The sequence below is a fragment of the Arthrobacter sp. MDT1-48-3 genome (assembly GCF_054511015.1).
In genome coordinates this window covers 160996-184606 of the sequence record NZ_JBTNDL010000002.1, presented here as the reverse complement: position 1 = coordinate 184606, position 23611 = coordinate 160996, and the positions used below count along the sequence as shown (strand labels likewise).

At 70.7% G+C, this 23611-nt stretch carries 16 protein-coding genes and 1 tRNA gene; 12 read left to right on the top strand and 5 right to left on the bottom strand.

The annotated features are described in order from the left end of the window. Positions 1–12 precede the first annotated feature (12 nt). From ACX80L_RS05775 to ACX80L_RS05765, 3 genes are all read right to left on the bottom strand, one after another. Positions 13–2448, bottom strand: a complete 2436-nt coding sequence (locus ACX80L_RS05775; protein ID WP_459288289.1) for a transglutaminase family protein — start codon at positions 2446–2448, stop codon at positions 13–15. Beyond that, positions 2445–3959, bottom strand: a complete 1515-nt coding sequence (locus ACX80L_RS05770; RefSeq protein ID WP_459288287.1) for a DUF58 domain-containing protein — start codon at positions 3957–3959, stop codon at positions 2445–2447. The genes ACX80L_RS05775 and ACX80L_RS05770 overlap by 4 nt, the downstream gene beginning before the upstream one ends. 66 nt (positions 3960–4025) lie before the next feature. Beyond that, positions 4026–5045 (bottom strand): AAA family ATPase, encoded by a 1020-nt coding sequence (locus tag ACX80L_RS05765; RefSeq protein WP_133082027.1) that lies wholly within the window; start codon positions 5043–5045, stop codon positions 4026–4028. A gap of 186 nt (positions 5046–5231) precedes the next feature. On the opposite strand from ACX80L_RS05765, the gene ACX80L_RS05760 reads away from it, so the two are divergent. The 9 genes from ACX80L_RS05760 to ACX80L_RS05720 all read left to right on the top strand — a co-directional run bounded on the left by ACX80L_RS05760 (position 5232) and on the right by ACX80L_RS05720 (position 17758). Beyond that, on the top strand, positions 5232–6209 hold the full coding sequence (locus tag ACX80L_RS05760) for a TatD family hydrolase (protein WP_459288285.1): 978 nt from the start codon (positions 5232–5234) through the stop codon (positions 6207–6209). A 401-nt stretch (positions 6210–6610) separates the two neighbouring features. Further along, positions 6611–7498, top strand: a complete 888-nt coding sequence (gene rsmA / locus ACX80L_RS05755; protein ID WP_459288283.1) for a 16S rRNA (adenine(1518)-N(6)/adenine(1519)-N(6))-dimethyltransferase RsmA — start codon at positions 6611–6613, stop codon at positions 7496–7498. A 28-nt stretch (positions 7499–7526) separates the two neighbouring features. Further along, the gene (locus tag ACX80L_RS05750; RefSeq protein WP_459288281.1) at positions 7527–8498 is read left to right on the top strand and encodes a 4-(cytidine 5'-diphospho)-2-C-methyl-D-erythritol kinase; all 972 of its coding nucleotides are present in this window, start codon (positions 7527–7529) and stop codon (positions 8496–8498) included. A 36-nt stretch (positions 8499–8534) separates the two neighbouring features. Then, positions 8535–10355 (top strand): ABC-F family ATP-binding cassette domain-containing protein, encoded by a 1821-nt coding sequence (locus tag ACX80L_RS05745; RefSeq protein WP_459288279.1) that lies wholly within the window; start codon positions 8535–8537, stop codon positions 10353–10355. Positions 10356–10388: 33 nt separating this feature from the next. After that, positions 10389–11459, top strand: coding sequence for a glycoside hydrolase family 26 protein (locus tag ACX80L_RS05740; RefSeq protein ID WP_459288277.1), 1071 nt, complete (start codon positions 10389–10391; stop codon positions 11457–11459). A 556-nt stretch (positions 11460–12015) separates the two neighbouring features. Continuing rightward, complete coding sequence (locus tag ACX80L_RS05735) at positions 12016–13365, top strand: glycosyltransferase (RefSeq protein ID WP_208740684.1); 1350 nt, start codon at positions 12016–12018, stop codon at positions 13363–13365. Next, on the top strand, positions 13362–15203 hold the full coding sequence (locus ACX80L_RS05730) for a right-handed parallel beta-helix repeat-containing protein (protein ID WP_133082034.1): 1842 nt from the start codon (positions 13362–13364) through the stop codon (positions 15201–15203). Before ACX80L_RS05735 ends, ACX80L_RS05730 begins: the two co-directional genes overlap by 4 nt. After that, entirely contained in the window at positions 15200–16270 is a 1071-nt protein-coding gene (locus tag ACX80L_RS05725) for a right-handed parallel beta-helix repeat-containing protein (protein WP_459288274.1), read from the top strand. Before ACX80L_RS05730 ends, ACX80L_RS05725 begins: the two co-directional genes overlap by 4 nt. A gap of 78 nt (positions 16271–16348) precedes the next feature. Continuing rightward, positions 16349–17758 carry a UDP-glucose dehydrogenase family protein gene (locus ACX80L_RS05720; RefSeq protein WP_208740686.1) on the top strand — a complete coding sequence of 470 codons (1410 nt, stop codon included), beginning with the start codon at positions 16349–16351 and terminating at the stop codon, positions 17756–17758. A gap of 111 nt (positions 17759–17869) precedes the next feature. Here ACX80L_RS05720 and ACX80L_RS05715 read toward each other — a convergent pair whose 3' ends face one another. Both ACX80L_RS05715 and ACX80L_RS05710 read right to left on the bottom strand, forming a co-directional pair. Beyond that, complete coding sequence (locus tag ACX80L_RS05715; protein WP_459288271.1) at positions 17870–19009, bottom strand: GNAT family N-acetyltransferase; 1140 nt, start codon at positions 19007–19009, stop codon at positions 17870–17872. A gap of 257 nt (positions 19010–19266) precedes the next feature. Then, positions 19267–20604, bottom strand: coding sequence for a right-handed parallel beta-helix repeat-containing protein (locus ACX80L_RS05710; protein WP_459288269.1), 1338 nt, complete (start codon positions 20602–20604; stop codon positions 19267–19269). Between the two features lie 291 nt (positions 20605–20895). Here ACX80L_RS05710 and ACX80L_RS05705 point away from each other — a divergent pair. From ACX80L_RS05705 to ACX80L_RS05695, 3 genes are all read left to right on the top strand, one after another. Next, positions 20896–20967 (top strand) — tRNA-Gln (locus ACX80L_RS05705). A gap of 104 nt (positions 20968–21071) precedes the next feature. Then, positions 21072–22568: a bifunctional UDP-N-acetylglucosamine diphosphorylase/glucosamine-1-phosphate N-acetyltransferase GlmU gene (glmU, locus tag ACX80L_RS05700; RefSeq protein ID WP_459288267.1), complete on the top strand. Its 1497-nt coding sequence runs from the start codon at positions 21072–21074 to the stop codon at positions 22566–22568. Next, positions 22565–23545, top strand: coding sequence for a ribose-phosphate diphosphokinase (locus ACX80L_RS05695; RefSeq protein WP_133082039.1), 981 nt, complete (start codon positions 22565–22567; stop codon positions 23543–23545). The genes glmU and ACX80L_RS05695 overlap by 4 nt, the downstream gene beginning before the upstream one ends. Positions 23546–23611: the final 66 nt, after the last annotated feature.

The following is a 23611-nucleotide window of genomic DNA, read 5'->3' as shown; positions in this document are numbered from 1 at the left end:
CCGCGGCCCGGGTCAGCGGCGCACGGTGCCCCGGAAACGGTTCAGGAGCGACTGCGGGAACAGCCGTGCCCTGACCCTGGTGGGCCATGAGCTCCCGCTGCGGAGCGCGCGGGTGACGGTCTCGACGTCGTCCCACCGCGGAGCCGCCACGGGTCGGGCGAGCATCGCCACCGGGAGGGAATTCCCGCCGCGTCCTCCGGCGTACCCGTCGACAGGACGGATGACGTCGGCGTGCTCGGCGTACTCCTCGTACTCGTAGGCCGTCCGGAGCCTGGTGAGCGACGCCACGGGGGAGCCGGCCAGGCGGGCGTCCCGGCCGAGGCGGCCGGCGAAGGTCCGGGGGGTGTCCGTCGGCTCCAGCGGGTAGCCGTAGTCGCCCGCCAGCTCCGTCGTCTCGGCCCACGCCGCGGTGGCTGCCCCGGTGCCGTCCGGGGTGTCCGCGGCCACCGACCTGCGGCGGGAGCGGGTCCTCGCCGAGCGGAGGAGGAGCGGCAGGAGGGCGAACAGCGCGATGCCGGCGACGGCGAGCAGGCCTGCGACCGGCTGCGCCTCGTCCTGCGCCCCGCCGGCCTGCGTACCGTCCTCGGCGTCGGCGGTCTCCTCCGCGGAGCCGGTCCGTCCGCCGGCGGGAAGGCCGCCGGGGTTCAGGGCGTCCGTGTCGTCCGCACGCGGTCCCACCGGCGCGAAGGCCTGCTGGGCATAGGTGGGTACGACGCCGCGTGACGGCGTGGGTTCGAACTGGACCCAGCCCACACCCTCGAAGTACAGCTCCGGCCACGCGTGGGCGTTGCGGGAGTCGACCACGAATTCCCGGAGCTCGGTGCCGGCGGGGCCCTGCTCCGTGTCGCCCGTGGGACTTCCGGGCGTGTAGCCGACGGCCACCCGGCTCGGGATCCCTGCCGCCCGCGCCATGACGGCCATCGTTCCCGCGTAGTGGACGCAGTACCCGGATTTGGACTCGAGGAAGCGCGCCATCACGTCCATGCCGCTGCCGTCGTAGCCGCCGTCGACCGGCGCCTCCACGGAGTAGGTGAACTGGGGGCCGCGGAGGTAGTTCTGGATCGCGAGCGCCTTGTCGTACGGGTTCACGAAGTCACCGGCGACCTCGTCCGTGGTGGTGCGGACGATGTCCGGGGTGTCGTCCGGCAGCTCGGTGAACACCTCGGGCACGGAGTCGGACTCGGAGGGGCGGATGGAGCCCAGGCCCTCGCGCGTGAGGGCGGCCGATCGGCTCTGCACCAGGTAGCTCTGGCGTGCCGTCGAGCCCCCGTCCGTGGCGAGGATGGAGAGATTCGCCGGATCCCAGGCCCACCTGCCGGACAGGTCGGTGACGCCCTCGGGTGCGTAGGGGGACAGGAGCCATGGACTCGCATAGCTCTGCGTCGTGATCCTGGTGAAGACCGTGGTGCCGTCGGGGACGGATTCGGGTGCGCCCTGCTCCGCCCCGATGTCGCGGACACCGCTCTCGCGCCCGTCGAGCCTCTGGTCCGGCTCCCACCGCCGGCCGCTGAAGTCCTCGAGGGTCACCGCCCGGAGGTACAGGGGGGTGTCCGAGTTCGTCGAGTAGGCGATGCGCCCGAACCCTGTCGGGTTGCGCAGGTCGTTGCCGAGGGTCACCGCCGGGTTGAGCCCGGTGGCGTTGCCCCACACGTTCATGCGCGCACCCTGCGGGAAGGCCCCGGAGGTGAAGCCGGGCACGAACAGCGGCAGGACCACGGTCACGGCCAGGGCCGAGGCTCCAATGATCACGCTCCGCCCCGCGAACCCCGAGGACGCCCGCGCGCCGCCCGACGCGAGCCGGTTCTCACGCCACTGCGCGAGGGCCAGGAGCAGCAGGTACGCCAGTGCGGTCACGAGGAAGGCGGACATCCCGACGCCGTTCGGCTTCACGACGGCCGGTGCGATCAGGACGGTGAAGAGCGCGAGCCCGCTCGCGGCGGGCATGCGCAGGGTCGTGGCGCAGACGTCCACGAGGATCGCGATGAGCCCCAGGGCGGCGCACACGATGAGGAAGATACCGGCGCCGGGCAGCACCGGGGCCACCTGGGAGACGACGGTCTCCTCGGCCTGCGCGAGGAGGCGCTGGAGCTCGAGCGAGGTGCCGGGACCCGGGACGATCGCGAGGATGCTCTGCCGCGGGAAGAACTGGGCGGTGAGGGACCCGACGAGCGCCAGGACGCCCACGAGAGCCGACAGCACCCCGCTCAGGCGGAGCGTCCGGGTCAGCGCCATGGCGAGGAGTACCGGTACGAGCGTGCGCACCACGGGCAGGAACCAGGTCCACGCGTCCACGACCCCGTTGAGGCTCGTCGCCGCGGCGAGCACGGCCAGGAGGGAGGCGCCCGTCACGGCCCAGTGCCATGGATCGGGAAGGGACGGCCGTGCTGCGGCCGACGCCGTCGGAGCAGGCACGTCCGCGGCGGCGGGGCGGTCGAGTGTCGAGGTCATACTGGTCCCCTGGTGGTGTCGCGGGAAGATCGGTGCGGCGCGGGTGGACGGGTCGCGGTGGGGGAGGTCCCGGCCGGCGCAGGGCCGTCCGCGGTCCCGAGTCCGGCCCATACGGTCGGCAGCTGCGCCGCGGGGGAGGCCGCGGTCGCGTGCCAGCCGGCATCGCGCAGGATGGCGAGTTGCCGCTGCGCATCGGCGGGCCGTTCGGACGCGATGATGGCGTAGGACGCCGATCCGTAGTCCGACGCGGAGGCGAGTGCCCTCGCCTCCTCGATGGTGATGACGCCGAGGACCGCGACGAGCGGCCCGCGGTGGCGTGTGGCGGCGAGCTTGTCGAGCAGGTCGTCCCCGAAGGCGGAGTGCTGTGCGTGCTGGGGTGCTTCCGGTGCCGAGCGGCGGATCCGGCGCGCAGCATTGCGCGCCGCCTCGCCCGCGCGCACCACGCTGCTGCCGGCGCGCTCCTCCAGCTGCTGGCGGCGTCCGGCCTCCGGGGCGAGTTCGAGGGCCGCGAGTCCTTCCGCGATACCGGCGACCGCACCCGGTCCCTGGTGTTCCTCGTCGGTCGGGAACGGTGCGGACCGTGAGTGCAGCAACGCGGGCGCACCCTGGTGGTCGAGGAACCGCAGGGCGTAGTTGCGTTCGAGCAGGTGGGCGCTGACCGACATCGCGGCGGTGACGGCCCACTCGAAGGTCGGGGAGGTGGACAGCCCGTTGCCGGCGACCCCGTCGAAGACCGTGCTGAATCCGGTGCCGAAGCTCGAGTGCCGCTGGTCCAGGAGCAGTGTGGCCTGTGGTGTGGTCACCGATTCCTCCTGCCGCACCATGAGCTCGTTGTGGCGCGCCGTCGCGGCCCAGTGGACCCGGCGCAGGGAGTCCCCGTGCCGGTACTCGCGCGTCATGACGTCGTCGTCGCTCGGATTCGCCTGCCGGCGTGTGGCCGCCATGCCGTCGCTGCCGCGGGACCCGGCGAGGGTGGTGCCCAGCAGTTCGAGGGGTGCCGGTGTGACCACGAGGTCGTCCGCCCCGCCGAGGACGTGCCGCGACTTCCCCAGGCCGAAGGGATCGGTGAACTCCGCGGTCACGGGCCCGATGGGGTAGACGCCCCGCGACGCGGACCGGAGCCGGTACTCGTACACCGAGGTGCCCTCGCGCGTCGGGTTGCGCGAGGGGTAGGTGAACCGGGGGGCCTGGCCGAAACGGGCCGGGAGCAGCTCCTCCATCGCGATGCTCGCACCCCCCGCGACGGTCGCCGCGAGGGAGAGCGTGACCGTCGTCGTCGACCCGATCTCCATGGACTGCGGCTGGAAGCGGCGGCTCACCGTGAAGCGGGGCTTGACGAGCCGGAGCACGACGATCGACGCCAGCGGCAGCGCCAGCAGGAGCACCCCCACGTACAGGAGGTCGCGGCGTCCGAGGACCTGCGCGGCCAGCAGTGCGACGACGGCGGTGGCGACGAAGCCCCACCCGCGCACCGTCAGGATGCGTGAGGGGAGCTTGTCGAAGAGGGCCATCAGGATTCCGTCGGTGCTAGGAGGGGAGAAAGCGGGAGGAGGGCGGGATCGGCGACGTCGGCACGGTCACCGCCGCTGCACCTCGCGGGCCACCGGCACCCGCGCGAGGACGTCCTGCACGATCGTCGATGCCGTCTCCCCGGCGCTGGTGGCCTTGCGGTCGAGCAGGAGGCGGTGGGCCAGGACGGCGTCGGCGATCGCGGCGACGTCGTCGGGCAGGACGAAGTCGCGGCCCTCGAGCGCCGCTCCGGCCTTCGCGGCGCGCAGGAGCTGCAGCAGAGACCGGGGACTCGCGCCGAGCCGAAGCCGCGGGTGGTCCCGCGTGGCACGGCCGATCGCCACGGTGTAGTCCTTCACCGCGGGCGAGACGTACACACCCCGCACCTGGCGCATCATGCCGGCGATGTCCGTGACGCTCGCGACCGGGCGGATCGCCTCGAGCGGCGACACCGACTGGTGGGTCTCGAGCATGTCCGCCTCCGCGCGGGCGTCCGGGTAACCCATGGAGATCCGCGCCATGAAGCGGTCGCGCTGGGCCTCGGGAAGCGGATAGGTGCCCTCCATCTCGATGGGGTTCTGCGTCGCGACCACCATGAACGGCTCGCCGAGGGCATGGGTGTGCCCGTCCACGGTCACCTGGTGCTCCTCCATGCATTCGAGGAGCGAGGACTGCGTCTTGGCCGAGGCGCGATTGATCTCGTCGCCGATGACGATATTCGCGAACACGGGCCCCGGCCGGAACTCGAACCGCCGGGAATCCTGGTTGAAGATCGACACGCCGGTCACGTCGGAGGGCAGCAGGTCGGGCGTGAACTGGATGCGGTTCACCGTGCAGTCGATCGTCCGGGCGAGCGTCTTGGCGAGCAGGGTCTTGCCGACGCCCGGCACGTCCTCGAGGAGGAGGTGCCCCTGGGCGAGGAGGACGGTGAGGGCGAGCCGGGCGGCGTCGGGCTTGCCGTCGATGACCGTGTCGATGGAGGAGAGGATGCGGGTGCTGATGTCGTGGAAGGTCGCGCCGGGCACGTCCGCCGGTGCCGCCAATCGTGGATCCGCTGCTATCTCGGCGATGTTGTGCTGTACGTCCATGGGCACCTTCCATGCGTGCGGCTGCGGCGGCAGGCGGCGACCGGGACGGCCGGGCAATCGACACGCAGGTGACAGCCGTGGCCGGTCCGGCTCGGGGCAGGACAGACCCGGTTGAATGATTCAACAGATTACTAGCTCAACTTGCTCCCCGGGGGATAAGTTCCGCGCCGGAACTAGGCTTGAAGCATGTGTACCAGTGCAGCAGCCGTCCGTCACCCCTACGCGGCCGGGGAGACACCACCGGCCTATCGGGAACAGGACACCCCGGGCGCCTCGGCCGCCGCGGACGACGGCACGGCCGATCCGGACGCTCCGGCCGTCCGGCGGCGGCGCAAGGGCGGCTACCCGCCGCTGCCGGAGCCGCTGCCCGTCCCCGTCCTCGACAACCACACGCACTTCGACTTCCGCGAGGGGCCCGTGCAGGTGACGATCGCCGAAGCCCTGGACGCGGCCGAGGCCGCCGGGGTCAGGGGCGCGGTGCAGGTCGGCACCGACCTCGCGTCCTCCCGCTTCACCGCCGCCGTCGTCGAGCAGGACCGGCGGCTCCTCGGTGCCGTGGCCCTGCACCCCAACGATGCTCCGCTGCTCGCCGCGGAGGGGGCGCTCGATGCCGCGCTCGAGGAGATCGAGCACCTCGCCGCCGGCCCGCGCATCCGCGCCCTGGGGGAGACCGGGCTGGACTACTTCCGGACCGGCGAGGACGGGCGCGGCAGCCAGCTCGTGTCCTTCCGCAGCCACATCGACATCGCCAAGCGGCTCGGCAAGGCACTCCAGATCCACGACCGCGACGCACACGACGACGTCGTCCGGACGCTGCTCACCGACGGAGCCCCCGACCGGGTCGTCCTGCACTGCTTCTCGGGGGACGCGGACCTCGCGCGGACCTGCAACGAGCACGGCTGGTACATGTCCTTCGCCGGGACGGTGACCTTCAAGAACGCCGACACCCTGCGGGAGGCCCTGCTCGTCGCCGACCCGGCGCTCGTCCTGACCGAGACCGATGCGCCGTTCCTGACGCCCCACCCCTACCGCGGCCGGCCCAACGCCTCCTACGCGGTGCCCTACACGGTGAGGGCCATGGCGGACATCCTGGGGACCGACCTCGACGCCCTCTGCGCCCGGCTGACGGCGAACACCGAGGCCGTGTACGGCAGCTGGACCTGATCCGGCAGCCGGGTCAATCGGCCCCCCGTGTCGGTGCCAGGTAGCGGGAGCGGGTAGTACCGGGGCCGGTTTCCGAGTACCCCTTCCGCGAAGTCGGGTGGAGGGCACTCGTGCCCTGCGGCGTCCTTCTTCGTAATGTTCTCGACGGGGAGCATCGCCCGCCCGTCATCGCGCCGTGGCCGGCATGCCCTTCCAGCACCGTCCTTCTCGTGAGACCGGAAGACGGCGGTGTGCCCGACGGCTTCCCTCCCCAGCCGGGAAGCCGTGCCTCCGCGGGTCGGTGGCGCCGGAACCCTCCTGAGACCAGGGTTCGCACGAGGCGTCGCCGGCCCGCGGGGCGGACGACGCCGGCCGGGAGCCGCGCAGCGGGGACCGGGCTCCCGGACCGATACGATTGCAGGGTGACAACGCCCCCCGCCGCACACCAGCCCGCGCCCCTCTTCGGAGCCGCAGACATCCGGCGACTGGCGGCCGAGGTGGACATCCGTCCCACGAAGACCCTGGGGCAGAACTTCGTCATCGACGGCAACACCATCCGCCGTATCGTCGCGGCCGCGAACCTCGATGCGGGCGAGACCGTCCTCGAGGTGGGCCCGGGACTCGGGTCCCTGACGCTCGGCCTGCTCGACGCCGCCGAACGCGTCGTCGCCGTCGAGATCGATCCGGTCCTGGCCGGGAAACTGCCCGACACGATCGCCCGCTGGCGACCCGACCGCGCGGCTGCCCTCGACGTCGTCCTCCAGGACGCCCTGCGCGTGACGGAACTGCCGCACCCGCCCACGGCGCTCGTCGCCAACCTGCCGTACAACGTCGCCGTCCCCGTGGTCCTCAACCTCCTCGAGCGTTTCCCGTCCCTCCGGCACGGGCTCGTGATGGTGCAGGACGAGGTGGCCGACCGGCTCGCTGCTCCTCCCGGCTCGAAGACCTACGGCGTACCGTCCGTCAAGGCAGCCTGGTACTCCAGCATGGCGAAGGCCGGGGTCGTGGGCATGAACGTGTTCTGGCCCGCACCGAAGATCGCCTCGGGCCTCGTCCGCTTCACGCGCAGGGAGCCACCCGCGACGACCGCCACCCGGGAGCAGGTGTTCGCCGTCATCGACGCCGCGTTCGCCCAGCGCCGGAAGACCCTGCGGGCGGCGCTCGCGGGCTGGGCGGGCAGCCCCGTCCTCGCGGAGGAGGCGCTGCGCGCCGCCGGCGTGGACCCGACCGCCCGCGGCGAGGTCCTCGACATCGTGGCGTTCGCGCGCATCGCGGAAGCCCGCGCGATGGCCGCGGACTCCCCGGCATGAACTGAGCGGGTGGGTTAGGTTGGTGGGTATGGTCCCGGGCAGAACAGTCGACAAGCGCTCCGGTGCCCGCTCCGTCCGCGTGAAGGCCCCCGGGAAAATCAACGTCGCCCTCCGGGTCGGTCCTCCGCGCGAGGACGGGTACCACGGGATCGCCAGCGTCTTCCTCGCGGTCTCCCTGTACGAGGAGGTCACCGCCACGGAGGTCCCCGGCGACGGCATCAGCGTCACGGTGAACGCCGCGGGTACCCTCAACCTCCCCGCCGACTCGATCCCGCTCGACCGGACCAATCTCGCGGTCCGCGCCGCGGAGCTCCTGGCCGAGGTCAGTCCGGGCCGGTCGGGGGTCCACCTCGACATCACCAAGCGTGTCCCCATCTCCGGCGGGATGGGCGGTGGCTCCGCCGACGCCGCTGCTGCCCTCCTGGCCTGTGACGCCCTGTGGGGGAGCGGCTTCTCGCGCGACGAGCTGGCCAAGATCGCCGTCGACCTCGGCGCCGACGTGCCGTTCGCGCTCGTCGGCGGCACCGCCGTCGGACTCGGCGTGGGCGACCAGCTCACTCCCGCCATCTCGAAGACGCCCCTGCACTGGGTACTGGTGACCTCGGACTACGGGCTGTCCACACCCGAGGTCTACCGGCGGCTCGACGACATCCGGCTCCGGAACGGTGTGGAGCCCGATCCCCAGCCGTCCATCGATGCCGCGATCCTCGGGGCCATGCGCGCGGGGGACGCCCTCGGACTGGCCCCGCTGCTCCACAACGACCTCCAGCAGGCCTCCCTCGAACTCGCTCCCGGGCTGGGCGATATCCTTGAGAGGGGCAAGGCCGCGGGCGCGCTGGCCGGGATCGTCTCCGGCTCCGGACCGACGATCGCCTTCCTGACGCAGAGTTCCGGCCACGCGGCCGAACTCGAGTCCCTCCTCGGCACCGAGGGACTGCAGGCGTCGTCCGTGCACGGCCCGGCACACGGGGCGCGCATCGCCACAGATTTCGCGGCCTGACCGCGCCCTCCCGTTCCAACCGAAAGCAGCATCTCCTTGGCACACCTCCTCGGCGCGGAAAACCTCAGCGTCGCCTTCGTCACCCGCACCATCCTCGACAACGTGTCCCTCGGACTCGAGGACGGCGACCGCATCGGCATGGTGGGTCGCAACGGCGACGGCAAGTCCACCCTCATGCGCCTGCTCGCCCAGCGGAGCGCCCCCGATTCCGGCCGTGTGACCAAGCGGCGCGACGTCTCCGTCGGCTATCTGGACCAGTCGGACGTGCTCGACGGCGACCTCGAGGTGGGGCAGGCCATCGTCGGCGACCAGGCGGACCACGAGTGGGCCTCGAACCCGAAGATCCGCGACGTCATGGGCGGGCTCGTCTCCGAGGTCGACTGGCACGCCAAGGTGTCCTCGCTCTCCGGCGGGCAGAAGCGGCGTGTGGCCCTCGCCAAGCTCCTCATCGGCGACGACGACGTCATCATGCTCGACGAGCCCACCAACCACCTCGACGTCGAAGGCGTCGCCTGGCTGGCGCGGCATCTCCAGCAGCGCTGGCGGGCCACCGAGGGGGGCCTGCTCGTGGTGACCCACGACCGCTGGTTCCTCGACGAGGTCTGCAACCACACGTGGGAGGTGCACGACGCCATGGTCGACGATTTCGACGGGGGCTACGCCGCCTACGTCCTCGCGCGCGCCGAGCGTGACCGCATGGCCGCCGTCGTCGAGTCCAAGCGCGTGCAGCTCGTGAAGAAGGAGCTGGCCTGGCTGAGGCGTGGCGCCCCCGCCCGCACCGCGAAGCCGAAGTTCCGGATCGAGGCCGCGAACGAACTGATCGCCGACGTGCCGGAACCGCGGGACTCCCTCGCGCTCAGCAAGATGGCAATGTCCCGCCTCGGCAAAGACGTCCTCGACCTCGAGGACGTCAGCCTCACGATCGACGACGGCGAGGGTTCCGAACGGCGGCTGTTCGACAGGATCACGCTCCGGCTCGCCCCGGGCCAGCGCCTCGGACTGGTGGGCGTCAACGGGTCCGGCAAGACCACGCTGCTGCGGCTGCTCAACGGCGAGCTGCAGCCGAGCGCCGGCAAGGTCAAGAAGGGCAAGACCGTGCAGACGGCCGTGCTCTCGCAGGAGGTGCGCGAACTCGACGATGTCAACGACAGCCGGGTCATCGAGGTGATCGAGTCCGAGAAGCGCGTCTTCGCCGTCGGCGGCAAGGAGGTCTCGGCGAGCCAGCTCGTGGAGCAGCTCGGGTTCACCAACGAGAAGCAGTGGACGCGCGTCAGCGAACTCTCCGGCGGCGAGCGCCGCCGCCTGCAGCTGCTCCGGCTGCTCGTGGGGGAACCGAACGTCCTGATGCTCGACGAGCCGACCAACGACCTCGACACCGACACGCTCTCGGCGATCGAGGACGTGCTGGACGGCTGGCCCGGAACACTCGTGGTGGTCTCGCACGACCGCTATCTGCTCGAACGCGTGACCGACAGCCAGATGGCGCTGCTCGGCGACGGACGCCTGCGCGACCTGCCCGGCGGCGTGGACCAGTACCTCGACCTGCGCAACGCCGCCGGCCCGATGACCGCGACGGGAAGCGCCGCGTCCCCCGCCGTGAGCGGTGGTTCCTCCTCGGGATCCTCGGAGGCGGAGCTGCGGCAGGCCCGCAAGGACCTCGCCCGCATCGAACGGCAGATCACTAAGGTGGACGCGCAGAAGGGCAGGCTGCAGGAGCAGATGAACGACGCCGGGGCGAAGCCCGACGCCGATTTCGAGCACATCGCGGGACTCAACGCGCGCCTGCAGGAGCTGCAGTCGGAGATCGAGGACCTCGAGGGCCAGTGGATGGAAGCCGCCGAGGTCCTGGGGGAGTAGGGCTCCGCGGTGCGGACGACGGGAGGAACCACGATGGGTCGGAAGGCCGTCCTCGCCCTGGTGGCGGCGCTCGTCGTCTGCCTCGGCGTCGTGCTGTTCCTGCCTCGTCCGGCAGGCACGCAGGCCGGACACGGGCAGGACGACGTCCACGCGGATGCGTGCGGGAACGTGCGGTCGGGAGAGATCGCGCCGGCCGCCCGGTCCCTGCCGGCCTCCGGCGGCCCGGCCCCCGCCGGTCTTCCGCCCATCAGTGGCGAGCGTCCCGCCCTCGGCATCGCGACGGAGGGCGGATTCGGCTCGCCCGCGCAGTGGGACGAGGCCGCCCGGGCCCTGGGTGAGAGCCCGTCCCTGATCATGGCCTACTCCGATTTCACGGCGCCCCTACCGGTCGCGGGCCTGGAGGCCGTCGCCGCGCGAGGGGCCACGCCGGTGCTGACGTGGGAACCGTGGGAGCCCGCAGCCGGTCCAGGCCAGACGCGCTTCGCGCTGGCCGGCATCGCGGCCGGCCACCACGACGCCTACCTGCAGCAGTGGGCCGCGAGCATGCGTTCCTACGGGAGACCCGTCCTGCTCCGCTTCGCGCACGAGATGAACTCCCCCTGGTATCCGTGGGGGGCGGGTACCAACGGCAACACGCCCGCCGACTACGTCGCCGCGTGGCGCCACGTGCACGGCCTGTTCGACGCCGCCGGTGTGGACAACGTCTCGTGGGTCTGGAACCCCGAGGCCCCGGAGTGCGACTCGCCGCCCCTGTCGGCGTTCTACCCGGGGCACGACTATGTCGATGTCGTCGGCCTGGACGGGTACAACTGGGGCACCTCCCGCGAGAACGAGACGTGGCGGACCCCCGAGGAGATCTTCGCCGAAGGGCTGCACCAACTGCGCCGGCTGGCGCCCGGCAGCCCCGTTCTGATCGGGGAGACGGCCTCGACCGACGAGGGCGGTTCGAAGCCGGCCTGGACGGAGGAACTGGTGGAGTACCTCGCCGCCCAGCCCGATGTGCAGGCCTTCGTCTGGTTCGACCACGACAAGGAGTCCGACTGGCGCTTCGCCAGCAGCGACGCGTCACGCGAGGCTCTTCGCGCTGCTCTCGCCTCGCGGTGATGCCGCTGGTGGCGATCGCCCTGCTGTCCCCCGCCGTCGGCACACGCGCCCCGTGAACGTCGAGTTGATTCTGGTCACATCCGTGCCACGGAGCGTTGCCCCCAAGTAGCGGTCGCGCTTCGCGTGCCGGCTTCGTCCCCGGGACCCGAACACCACCTCCGTCCGGCGCTGCCGCGCAACCCGTCCCGGCGGCTCCTTGCAGCAAACGCGCAGGTCAGGCCGCGGATGACGGTCGGGGGCGGGGTGTCCCTCGACGCCGGGGGATCCTGACCCGGCCCTACCGGGCGTCGTCACCGGTGGTGGCGCACGGGTCCCGACAGGCGGACGGACTCGCAGGAAAACGCAGGTAGGACCAAGTAGGAGCGGCATTTTTTCGGGTAGCACCCGGGTAGCACAGGGGCTGTCAGATCGCCCTACCCTCGAAAGAGAAGGGTCCTGATGATTCGCCGGGACCAGGCGCCCCGTCTGCACGTGGTCCAGCTGCTGCAGGACGGAGGACGCCCCTCGCCCGATGACGTGCACTCCGCCAGCCGTCCGATCCTGCCCAAGGACACCCATGCACCTTCCGTATGCCGTCAGCACCGCCTCCGCCCCCGAGGTGGGTCTCGATGCCCTCCGCACCTCCTGGTCCGCCTGGACCGCCAGCCTCGACTGGACGGATGTCAGCGCCTTCTGGGCCGAGGTCTCCCCCTACTTCCCCGTCGCCGTCGCCGGGGCCATCGTCTGGGGCCTCTGGCTCTACCGGTTCATCCTGTCCCATCGGGCCAAGCCCATCGTCACCGACCACCGGGCGACGACGTCCGTGGTGGTGCCGTCCTTCCACGAGGACCCCGACATCCTCATGAGCGCCCTCGAGTCGTGGCGAGCACAGCACCCCGACGAGATCATCATCGTCCTCGACGTCGAGGATCTCGATGCCTACGCCCGCATCGAAGCCCTGCAGGACCCCACGATCACGCCGATCCTCTTCCACCACGTGGGCAAGCGGTCCGCCCTGGGCGCAGGGATCCGCCTCGCGAAGCACGACATCCTGGTGCTCACCGACTCGGACACCTGGTGGCAGCCGGATCTCCTGCGGAACGTCCAGATGCCCTTCATCGATCCGCTCGTCGGTGCGGTGGGCACCCACCAGACGGTCTACATGCGGGAGACGAGCGTCTGGAGGCGCATCGCCGACTGGCTCGTGAACCTCAGGTACCTCGACTACGTCCCCGCCATGGGTGCGGCCGGCGCCGTCCCGTGCATCTCCGGCAGGACGGCCGTCTACCGTCGATCCGCCGTCCTGCCCGTCCTCGAGCACCTCGAGAACGAGTACTTCCTCGGCAAGCGCTGCATCTCGGGCGACGACGGACGGCTCACCTGGCTCGTCCTCGCTTCCGGCTACAAGACCGTGCACCAGTCGACGGCTCGCGCGCTGTCCATGTTCCCCGCCAGCTTCCGGGCCTTCGTGAAGCAGCGCGTGCGGTGGAGCCGCAACTCCTACCGCTGCTACCTGACCGCCATCGGTACGGGCTGGCTCTGGCGGGTCCCCTTCATCACGAAGGTGACGGTCCTGCAGATCCTGCTGACGCCGGTGACCATGGGGCTGACCATGTTCTACCTGATCTTCAACCGCCTGGACTTCACCGTGCTCGGCGTCTCGGCCGCGGTGTGCTGGCTGCTCCTCGGCCGTGGGATCCGCGGCATCTCCCACCTCCGCCGCCACCCCCGCGACATCCTCATCCTGCCGGTGCTCGCCTTCGCGGTCATCCTCGTGGCCCTGCCCATCAAGCTCTACGCCTTCGCCACCATGAACAAGCAGGGCTGGCTGACGCGGCACGCGAACCAGATCGGCGGCGACGGCCAGGACGCCGTCAGCCTCGAGACCGGGACCGCCGCCAAGAGCGGACAGGAGATCGTGGCATGAGCAGCAGGAAACCCGTCCTCCTCAGCCTCCTCGCCCTCGTCTTCATCGCGCTCGTCGGCGCCGGCTTCATCGCGGCGGGCAACCTGTGGAAGAAGTCCGAGGCCGACGCCGTCGGGCGGAACGAGATCGCCGCCAACGGCAACATCCAGGGCGAACTGTATACGGGCGACCCGCGCAGCGAGGCCAGGATCGTCCAGAGCGAGGAGGAGCGCCTCGTCTACGTCCGGACCATCGCCTCCGCGGCGCGGTGGCGCGTCGACGGCCTCGAAGGGCCGTACCGCCTCCACACGGGAGCCACCAATACCCTCGTCCTGCCGGCCCGCACCATCCCGTACACCGCGGCGGACCTCCTGCAGCTCGCACCCGACACCTTCAAGCAACTGGCATCGTCCACGTACATGCTCACCGAGAACATCGTGGTGCTTCCCGGCGCGACGCTCTCGTTCAGCGGGGGAGAGGGCATCACGGTCCGCCTCGAGAGCAACAAGGACGCGTTCGTGTCGATCGTGGCGCTCGGCGGGTCGCTCGCGGTCGCGGGCACCGAGGAGTCGGACGTCGAGATCACCAGTTGGAACGGCGCCGGAGCGGACACCGACACGGCCGACGGGCGTGCCTACGTCCGCGTCATCGGCGGCCACGCCTCGTTCTCGCACGCCACCGTGTCCTCGCTCGGATTCTGGAGCGGCAACACGGGCGGCCTCGCCCTGACCGGGACGGACACGGCCGGCACCTTCCAGGACTCGCCGGCGACGGCGGAACCGGCCGCGCCCGCGGGTGCCCGCCTGCTGCCGGAGGAGGACCTCAAGTCCCTCGCCGACCAGACGGACCTCGACTACAGCGTGGTGACGGCGGGCATCGACAACCTGACCGTCCGGGACAACGCCTTCGGCCTCTTCGTCACCAACGCCCGCGACGTCGCCATCCGCGACACCACCATCAGCGGGAGCCTCGTCGACGGCCTGGTGCTCCACCGGTCCGTGACCGATGCGACCATCACCGGCACGACGTCCTCGGACAACGCGGTCGACGGCATCAGCGTGGGACGCTCCAGCACGCGCGTCCAGCTGCAGGACGTGACGGCGAGCGGCAACGGCCGGAACGGGGTCTCCCTCGACGGACAGCCGCTCGCGGACGGCCCGAACGCCGTCGGGACCGCCGTGGTCACCTACGGCGGGAACCGTGTGGTCAAGAGCACCGTCGTCGACAACGGCCGCTACGGCATCGAGGTCAGCGGCGGCAACAACCTGCGCGTGACGGGCAATGCCATCCGCGGCAACGAGGTCGGCGTGGTGGTGAACTACGGCGCCACGGGCGTGAGCATCATCGACAACGAGATCCGGGACCAGGAGCTGCAGGGCGTCGCCGTCCGCGACACGGGTGCGACCGCCGACATCCGCCGGAACACCATCTCGGGCGGCGACACCGGCGTGTACATCCGGGACGCGTCGGCCGCGGTCAGCGGCAACACCATGTCCTCGCTGTCCGGGCACGGCGTCTCCCTGGTCGGCAGCGTGCCGGACACCAAGGTCGCCGGGAACGACGTCGGCGGCTACGGCACGGTGGCGATCTGGGACGAGACCTCCACGGGCGCCGTCGTGGAGGAGAACGAGCTGCTGAACTGGCACCCGGCGCCCACCGTCCACAGCGTGGTGAACTCCGTCTTCCAGCCGCTCACCTTCGTCTGGCTGCTGCTCGGGGCCCTGCTCGTCGCGACGGCCTTCACCCGCAAGAGGCACCTGCGGGTCCGCACCATCCGCAATCCCTACGAAGAGCGGGTCCCGCTCACGGCCCTCAGCCGCGGGATCGTGCGCATCGACGACGTCCGGCGCACCCGGTGAACCGCCGGGGAAGGATCACCGCGCTAGTCCTCGCCGCCCTGGCGCTCGTCGTGGCCGCCGTCGTCGTGGTCGTGGGACTGAACGGGTCCGGTGGCAAGGGGGTCGGCCGCGACCAGGACCCGCGGCCCCAACCGACCGTAGATGCTCCTCCGGCGCCCGCGCCGATCGAGACACCGGCGGAATGCCCGGAGCCGACGGTGCGGGTGGCCAACTCGACGGATCTCGGGAACGCGCTCGACGCCGCGCGGCCGGGCGACGTCATCGGCCTCGCGGCCGGCGTCTACACCGGCAATTTCACGGCGACCGCCACCGGGACCGCCGAGGAGCCCATCACCCTGTGCGGTGACACCGAGAGCATCCTCGACGGCGGCACCACCGACGACGGCTACGTGTTCCACCTCGAGGACTCCGCCTACTGGGTGCTGCAGGGGTTCACGGTGCGCAACGGCCAGAAGGGGGTCATGGTGGACCAGAGCACCAACACCCTGATCACCGGACTCACGGTCACCACGACCGGGGACGAGGCGATCCACCTGCGGAAGTTCAGTACCGACAACCGCGTGATCGGCAACACGATCAGCGACACCGGTCTGCGGAAGCCCAAGTTCGGCGAGGGCGTCTATGTCGGCACCGCCGAGAGCAACTGGTGCGACATCAGCAACTGCGAACCGGACCGGAGCGACCGCAACGAGATTTCCGGGAATACGATCTCCGGCACGACCTCGGAGAACGTGGACATCAAGGAAGGCACGTCAGACGGGATCCTGCGGGCCAACAGCTTCGACGGCTCCGGGATCGTCGAGGCCGACTCCTGGGTGGACGTCAAGGGCCGGGGCTGGATCATCGCCGAGAACACCGGCGCCGACTCGCCCCAGGACGGGTTCCAGACCCACGAGATCGTGGACGGCTGGGGCACCGAGAACGTCTTCCGCGACAACGTGGCCCAGGTCAACGGGCCCGGCCTGGGCTACTCGCTGAAGCCCGTGCGCGACAACGTGGTCGAGTGCAGCAACACCGCCGCCGGTGCAGGAGAAGGGCTGTCCAACGAACCCTGCACATCCGGCTGACCCGGCTTCCATCCCGCACCGCTTCCCTCCCGTATCCACCGACAATCCGCGCTATTCCTACCGGAAAGAGGACCAACGATGAACAGTTCCCACGAGAACGACCAGCCCGCACCCCGCGTGACCGTGATCGGCACCGGCTACCTCGGGGCGACCCACGCCGTCTGCATGGCCATCATGGGCTTCGACGTCCTGGGCGTCGACGTGGACCAGCGCAAGATCGACATGCTGTCCGCCGGCAAGGTGCCGTTCTTCGAGCCGGGGCTGCCCGAGAAGCTCGAGGAGGCGCTCGCGTCCGGCCGCCTGCGCTTCAGCACCGACTTCGACGAGGCGGCGTCCTTCGGCGACGTGCACTTCGTCTGCGTCGGAACGCCGCAGGCGCCCGACTCCTCCGCAGCGGACCTCCGCTACGTCGATGCCGCGTTCACGGCGCTGGCCACGCGCATCGACCGGAAGGCCCTGCTCGTGGGCAAGTCGACGGTGCCGATCGGTACGGCCGCGCGCATCACGACGATGGTGCAGTCCATCTCACCGCTCGGCGCCGAACTCGAACTCGCCTGGAACCCCGAGTTCCTGCGCGAGGGCTTCGCCGTCCAGGACACGCTCTTCCCCGACCGCCTCGTCTTCGGCGTCAGCTCCGACTGGGCCGAGCAGCAGCTCCGCCGCGTCTTCGAGCCCATCCTCGACCTCGACACGCCGCTGATCGTCGCGGACCTGGCGACCTCCGAGCTGGTCAAGGTCGCGGCCAACTCCTTCCTCGCCACGAAGATCTCCTTCATCAACGCGATGGCGGAGATCTGCGAGGCCACCGGCGCCGACGTCAACCACCTCGCCAAGGCCCTCAGCCTGGACGACCGCATCGGCGGCCGCTTCCTCAAGCCGGGACTAGGATTCGGCGGAGGCTGCCTGCCCAAGGACATCCGGGCCTTCAAGCACCGCGCCGAAGAGCTGGGCGTCGGACAGGCCGTCAGCTTCCTGGGGGAGGTCGATTCGATCAACAACCGTCGCCGCGTGCGCACGGTGGACCTGATCCGCGAACTGGCCGGCGGATCCCTGGCGGGCGTCCGCGTCGCGGCCCTCGGTGCGGCGTTCAAGCCCAACTCCGACGACGTCCGTGACGCTCCCGCCCTGGACGTCGCCCGCCTGCTGTACCTCGAGGGCGCGATCGTCTCCGTCTACGACCCCGAGGCGAATGCGAACGCCCACCGTGCCTACCCCGACCTCAACTATGTCGGCTCCATGGCCGAAGCGGTGGACAAGGCAGACGTCGTCGCCCTGCTCACCGAGTGGTCGGAATTCCGCAACGCGGATCCGGACACCCTCGGCGCCCTCGTCAGCCACCGCCGGATCCTCGACGGGCGGCATGCGCTGAACGCCAACGACTACACGTCCAAGGGCTGGCAGTACCGGGCGCTCGGGCGCCCGGCGCAGGCCGCGACGGTGGAACTCGCGAGCGACGTGCGCGACGAGACGCCGACGCTGGCCGGCTAGGCGGATCCCTCGCGGTCGCTGCTCCCCCCGGACCGATCGGGTGTGGCAGCGACCGCCCCGTCGTGGGTGCAGGGAGCGCTCCGGGCGTCCCGCGCAGGAACACCGGCGAGCTCACGCAGGTGCGGTCGTCGGGACGTCCGCCTGTTTCCGGGCCTTCCGGGCCTTCCACGCCACCAGGGCCCGCTTGGCGACGCGTCGTGCCCCCAGCATGCCGTCAGCGCTGAGCATGGCCGCCCGCCCCTGCACCGTGCGCGGTACCCGCACCTGATGGAGGGGCGATGATCGAGCGGCGAAGTCGGACTTGTACGACTCGTCCCCCACGGTGAGGTCGAAGTAGGACAGCCCCCGGCCGATGGCCGCATGCACCAGGCCGTCGACGATGAGGAGGCCGAGCGAGTAGTTCCGTAGCCGTTCGACGTCGTAGCCCACGAGCAGGAAGAGCTCCCGATCGGCCTGCATGAGATCGAGGGCGATCGCGACCGGCTCACCCGCCAGCTCGAGAGCGACGAGCCGCCCCGGGCCACCCCGGAGAACGCTGTCGACGGCGACCGCCCGGTAAAACGAGAAGGTCGCGTCGTCGTGGACCAGGTCCACACCGCGGCGCTCCGAGAAACGGGCCGCCCTGAAGGCGCGCATCCGTTGCATCAGGGGTTCCACCTCGGCGACGTCCACCACGTCCCGCAGCACCCGCTCACCCCGGGGGCGCAGTCGCTTGTACTTCCGCTCCAGGTGGCGCACGAAGGCGGGATCCAGGGTCGCGCGCCATGCCTCAGGGGTGTCCGCCAGGGTCATCAGGTGCGTGTCGTAGTGGTGGCGTCGGAGGCCCGCGCCGCCGAGCAGCGCGGCCAGGGCCTCGGGGGAGGCGGCGACACGGTCCACGCGGAGGAGGTCGAAGCGCCCGAGCGCGCGACGGATCCCGGCGACGACCTCGGGACTGCTGACGAGCTCCTCCAGCGCAGATCGCGGAACGACCGCGGTGTTGTAGTCCGCCACGCCGAGGTCGGCGAAGGTCACCGTCCGGACGACCCGGCCCGTGCAGACCAAGGGCAGCACCAGCACCAGTGTCCGGTCGGTCGTCCGACGCACGGTCACCACGACCGGTCGGGCGCCTCGTGCCGGGGCCAGCGTCGTGTAGAGGCGGTGGAGCCAGATGCCGTGCTGGAACGCGGTGGCGTCGGAACGGGCGTACAGGGCGGAGTACTCGGCGGACAGGAAATCGAAGTCGTCCTCACGGTCGATGCTATAGCTCATAGCGATCCTGCCTCCTGGTACGCCGTCGTATCCGTGATGAAGGTGCCGTGCCGTCGATGGCGAGGAGCAGATCGATACGATCGACCTTCTCCTCGGCCGGGTGGCGACAGGATACCAGCCGCTTCTTCCCGGCGCGCCGGGCTTCCTGTCGGATGACATGGAGCAGGAGGACCTCCGGGGCCGGGAGGACCTCGACCGGGCCCAAAGGTCCTCCTCGACCACAGACCCGACGGCGGACGCCGTCGGGACCGATACGGTCAGCGGCAGGCGATGTTGCTCAGCCCGCGGGCCGCACCGCTCGACGCGCACGCGATCGTGGTGTTCAAAGACGCCGACTGGACCCAGACCTCGTAGCCCGGCACGCCACCCTGCACGGTGTTGCCCCTGAAGACGTTGCCGGTGCCCCAGCCCGCGAGGACCGAGTGCACCTGGAACGCGTCGAGCCTGGTACCGAGGCCGGAGTTGCCCTCAATGCGGTATCCGTTGCCCTTCACGTCGATCCAGGAGTCCGCGTAGTTCGCGCCGGACATGCCGGAGTTGGTGAACACGTTGCCGGCGATCACGCCACCCGTGGTCCCCTCCTTGATGTCGACGCCCTCGGCGGAGGTGTTGGTGATGCGGTTGCCGCGCACCGTGATGCGGTCCGACCGGTCGGGAGCGCCGGCGGTCCAGTTGCTCTTGGCGCTGCCCAGGTAGACGCCCTCGCCGTACTCGGGCTGCTTCAGGCCCGTGTCGTGGATGAAGGAGTCGACGATCGCGCCGTCGGCGCTGCCGGACCGGAAGTGCACTGCTTCGGCGCCGATGGTGCCGACGTCGACCCCACTGATCACCGTGTTCTTCGAGCCGTCGAGGACGATGCCCTTCGCCGAGGACGCGACCGAGATGCCGGTGATGCGCCAGTTCGAGCCGGTGACGTGCAGGCCGTAGCCGGACGCCGTCGAACCCGTGGAGAGGACCGCGTTGCGCGATCCGCGCAGCGTGATCGGGGCCGCCGCCGTACCCGAGGCCGACGCCGTGAAGGCGCCGATGTAGCGTCCGTCGCGCAGTTCGATGACCTGGCCGGGTTGCGCGGACGCGAGGGCGGACTTGAGGGCGGCTGCGGTCGAGACCTGCACGACGCCGGCCGGAGCGGCAGGCGCCGGCTTCGGTGCCGGCTTCGGGGCGGGCGCCGCGGGCTTCGCCGGCTTCGGGGCGGGCGTCGACACGACGGGCTTCGCCGGCTTCACGGGCTGGGCTGCGGCCGCGACGGAGAAGGACACGGTGGCCTCCTGTCGTCCGGCAGGCGTCTCCCACCGGGCATTGAGCTTATGCGTACCGGCTCCCGTGGTCACGGGCCAGGAGTAGGGCGCGGTCCTGTCCTGGCCGAGGTAGGTCCCGTCGAGCTTGAACTTGACGGTGGAGCCGGCCGGGGCGTCGACGGTCGCCGTGAAGCTCCCGTCCGGCTGGACGGTGCCGACCAGGGCGGCACCGTCGGCGAAGACCGTCGCCGGGGCGGCGTGCGCGGGAAGAGCGAGGACGGATGCGGCGATAGCGGCGATGGCTGCGCCGGCCGCGGTGCGCGCGCCGAGGGCGCGCAGCCTGGAGGAGGAGTTCATGCGGTTCTTTCTGGTGAGACCTACCCGCACTTCGCGGGCCAGTGCAGCGAGGCTATAACCCGCGGTCCGCAGCCCCTACCGTTCGGCGCCGGTCCTTGCAAGAAATTCCGCATCCTTCGCAAAAGCTTGCAATCCCTTGTGACCCGAGGGCGGAGGTCTTCGAGAAGCGGTCGATCCGGCCTCCGTGTCGGCCCCGGTGCGTGCCGTGGGGAGTCGCCCACGTCCCGGGAGCATGGCAAACTAGATAACCGTGCGCAGGTGCCCCTCCCCGGAGGTGTCACCTCCGCACGGTCCGCCCTGGTGTAACGGCAGCACCCCAGCCTTTGGAGCTGTGGAGTATAGGTTCGAATCCTATGGGCGGAACGGCGCAAGCCCCGGCACGGCGTTCCCCGAGGGGACGCGGCGCCGGCCACGAGACCACAGGTAGGAGTGCCCGCTTCGTGAGCCACCAGAACGAAGGAACCCCCGTGACGTCCCAGGACATCCTGAACCAACCGGCGGCGGTCATCGTCCTGGCGGCCGGGGCGGGAACGCGCATGAGATCGCGCACGCCGAAGATCCTCCACACCCTCGGCGGGCGCTCGATGGTGGGTCACGCCCTCGCCGCGGTCAGGGGCCTCGCTCCACGCGAACTGGCCGTCGTGGTACGCCACGAACGCGACCTCGTCGCAGGTCACGTCGCCGCCATCGATCCCGCAGCCCTGCTCGTCGACCAGGACGAGGTCCCCGGTACCGGACGCGCGGTACAGGTGGCGCTCGAGGCGCTCGACGCGAGCAGGGGGACCATCGAGGGCACCGTCGTCGTCACCTACGGGGACGTGCCGCTGCTGGAGGCGTCCACCCTGCGGGATCTGATCGGCGCCCACACGCAGGGCGGGAACGCCGTCACGGTCCTCACCGCCGAGCTCGACGACGCCACGGGGTACGGACGCATCGTCCGTGCCGAGGACGGCTCCGTGCTCGGGATCGTGGAGCACAAGGACGCCGACGACGCCCAGCGGTCGATCCGCGAGGTCAACTCCGGCATCTATGCCTTCGATGCCGCCGTGCTGAGGACCGCGCTGGGTCGGATCGATGCGAGCAACGCCCAGGGCGAGCTCTACCTGACGGACGTCCTCGGCGTCGCCCGCGCCGACGGCGGACGCGTCGCCGGCCTCCTCGTGCAGGACCGCTGGCAGGTCGAGGGCGCCAACGACCGCGTGCAGCTCGCCCACCTCGGGGCCGAGCTCAACCGAAGGACGCTCGAGCGGTGGATGCGTGCCGGCGTCAGCATCCTCGACCCGGCCACCACCTGGATCGACACGGCGGTCGAACTCGACGAGGACGTCACCGTGCTCCCCGGGACCCAACTGCATGGCGCCACCGTCATCGCACGCGACGCCGTCATCGGGCCCGACACCACGCTGACGGATGTGGTCGTGGGGGAGGGTGCCCACGTCGTCCGGACCCACGGCAGCGGCTCGCGGATCGGAGCGGGAGCGAGCGTCGGCCCCTTCACCTACCTGCGGCCCGGGACCATCCTCGGCGAGGACGGCAAGATCGGCGCGTTCTACGAGACCAAGAACGTCACGGTGGGCCGGGGCTCCAAGCTGTCCCATCTCGGCTACGCCGGTGATGCCGAGATCGGCGAGTACACGAATATCGGCTGCGGCAACATCACGGCGAACTACGACGGCGTGGACAAGCATCGGACCGTCATCGGATCCCACGTCCGGACGAGTTCCAACACCGTCTTCGTCGCCCCCGTCACGGTGGGTGACGGCGCCTACACGGGCGCCGGAGCGGTCGTCCGGAAGGACATACCGGCCGGAGCCCTCGGACTGAGCGTCGCCCCACAGCGCAACATCGAGGGTTGGACCGCAGCCAAGCGCCCCGGCACGGCAGCGGCGGAGGCAGCGGGCTCCACCACGTCGGGGACCCCCACACCAGACGCATACGAACCACAGGAAAGCGGTCAGGCATGAGCGAGATCACGGCACGCGGCGAGAAGAAACTGGTCCTGGCATCAGGGCGTGCGCACCCCGAGCTGGCGGAGGAGATCGCGTCATGGCTCGGCACCGAGCTCCTCCCGGTGTCGGCGTACGATTTCGCGAACGGCGAGATCTACGTGCGGTCGGGTGAGAGCGTCCGCGGTACCGACGTCTTCGTCATCCAGGCGCACCCGGCTCCCCTCAACAACTGGCTCATGGAGCAGCTCATCATGGTCGACTCCCTGAAGAGGGCGTCGGCAAAGCGCATCACCGTCGTCTCCCCGTTCTACCCCTACGCGCGCCAGGACAAGAAGGGCCGCGGCCGCGAGCCCATCTCCGCCCGCCTCGTCGCCGACCTCTACAAGACGGCCGGCGCCAACCGCCTGATGTCGGTGGACCTCCACACCTCCCAGATCCAGGGATTCTTCGACGGGCCCGTGGACCACCTCATGGCCATCCCCCTCCTCGCGGACTACATCCGTACGCGGGTCGACGCGGACAACGTCACGGTCGTCTCGCCGGACACGGGGCGCGTCCGTGTCGCCGAGCAGTGGGCCGAGCGGCTCGGCGGCGCGCCACTGGCCTTCGTCCACAAGAGCCGCGACCTCACGGTGCCGAACCAGGCGGTCTCCAAGCAGGTCGTCGGACAGGTCGAGGGGCGCACCTGTGTGCTCATCGACGACATGATCGACACGGGCGGGACGATCTCGGGTGCCGTCCAGGTCCTGAAGAACGCCGGCGCCAAGGACGTCATCATCGCCGCGACGCACGCGGTCTTCTCCGACCCGGCGGCACGGCGCCTGTCGGAGTCCGGCGCACGCGAAGTTGTGGTGACGAACACCCTGCCGATACCATCGGAAAAGCGTTTCCCGCAACTGACGGTCCTCTCGATCGCCCCCCTGATCGCCCGTGCCATACGCGAGGTGTTCGACGACGGATCGGTGACGAGCCTGTTCGACGGGAATGCCTGACCGGTTCGCCCGGGCCCTGATACCCGGGTCCCGCTACGCGGTCGGCGGCGCGCACGGGGGAGCGGA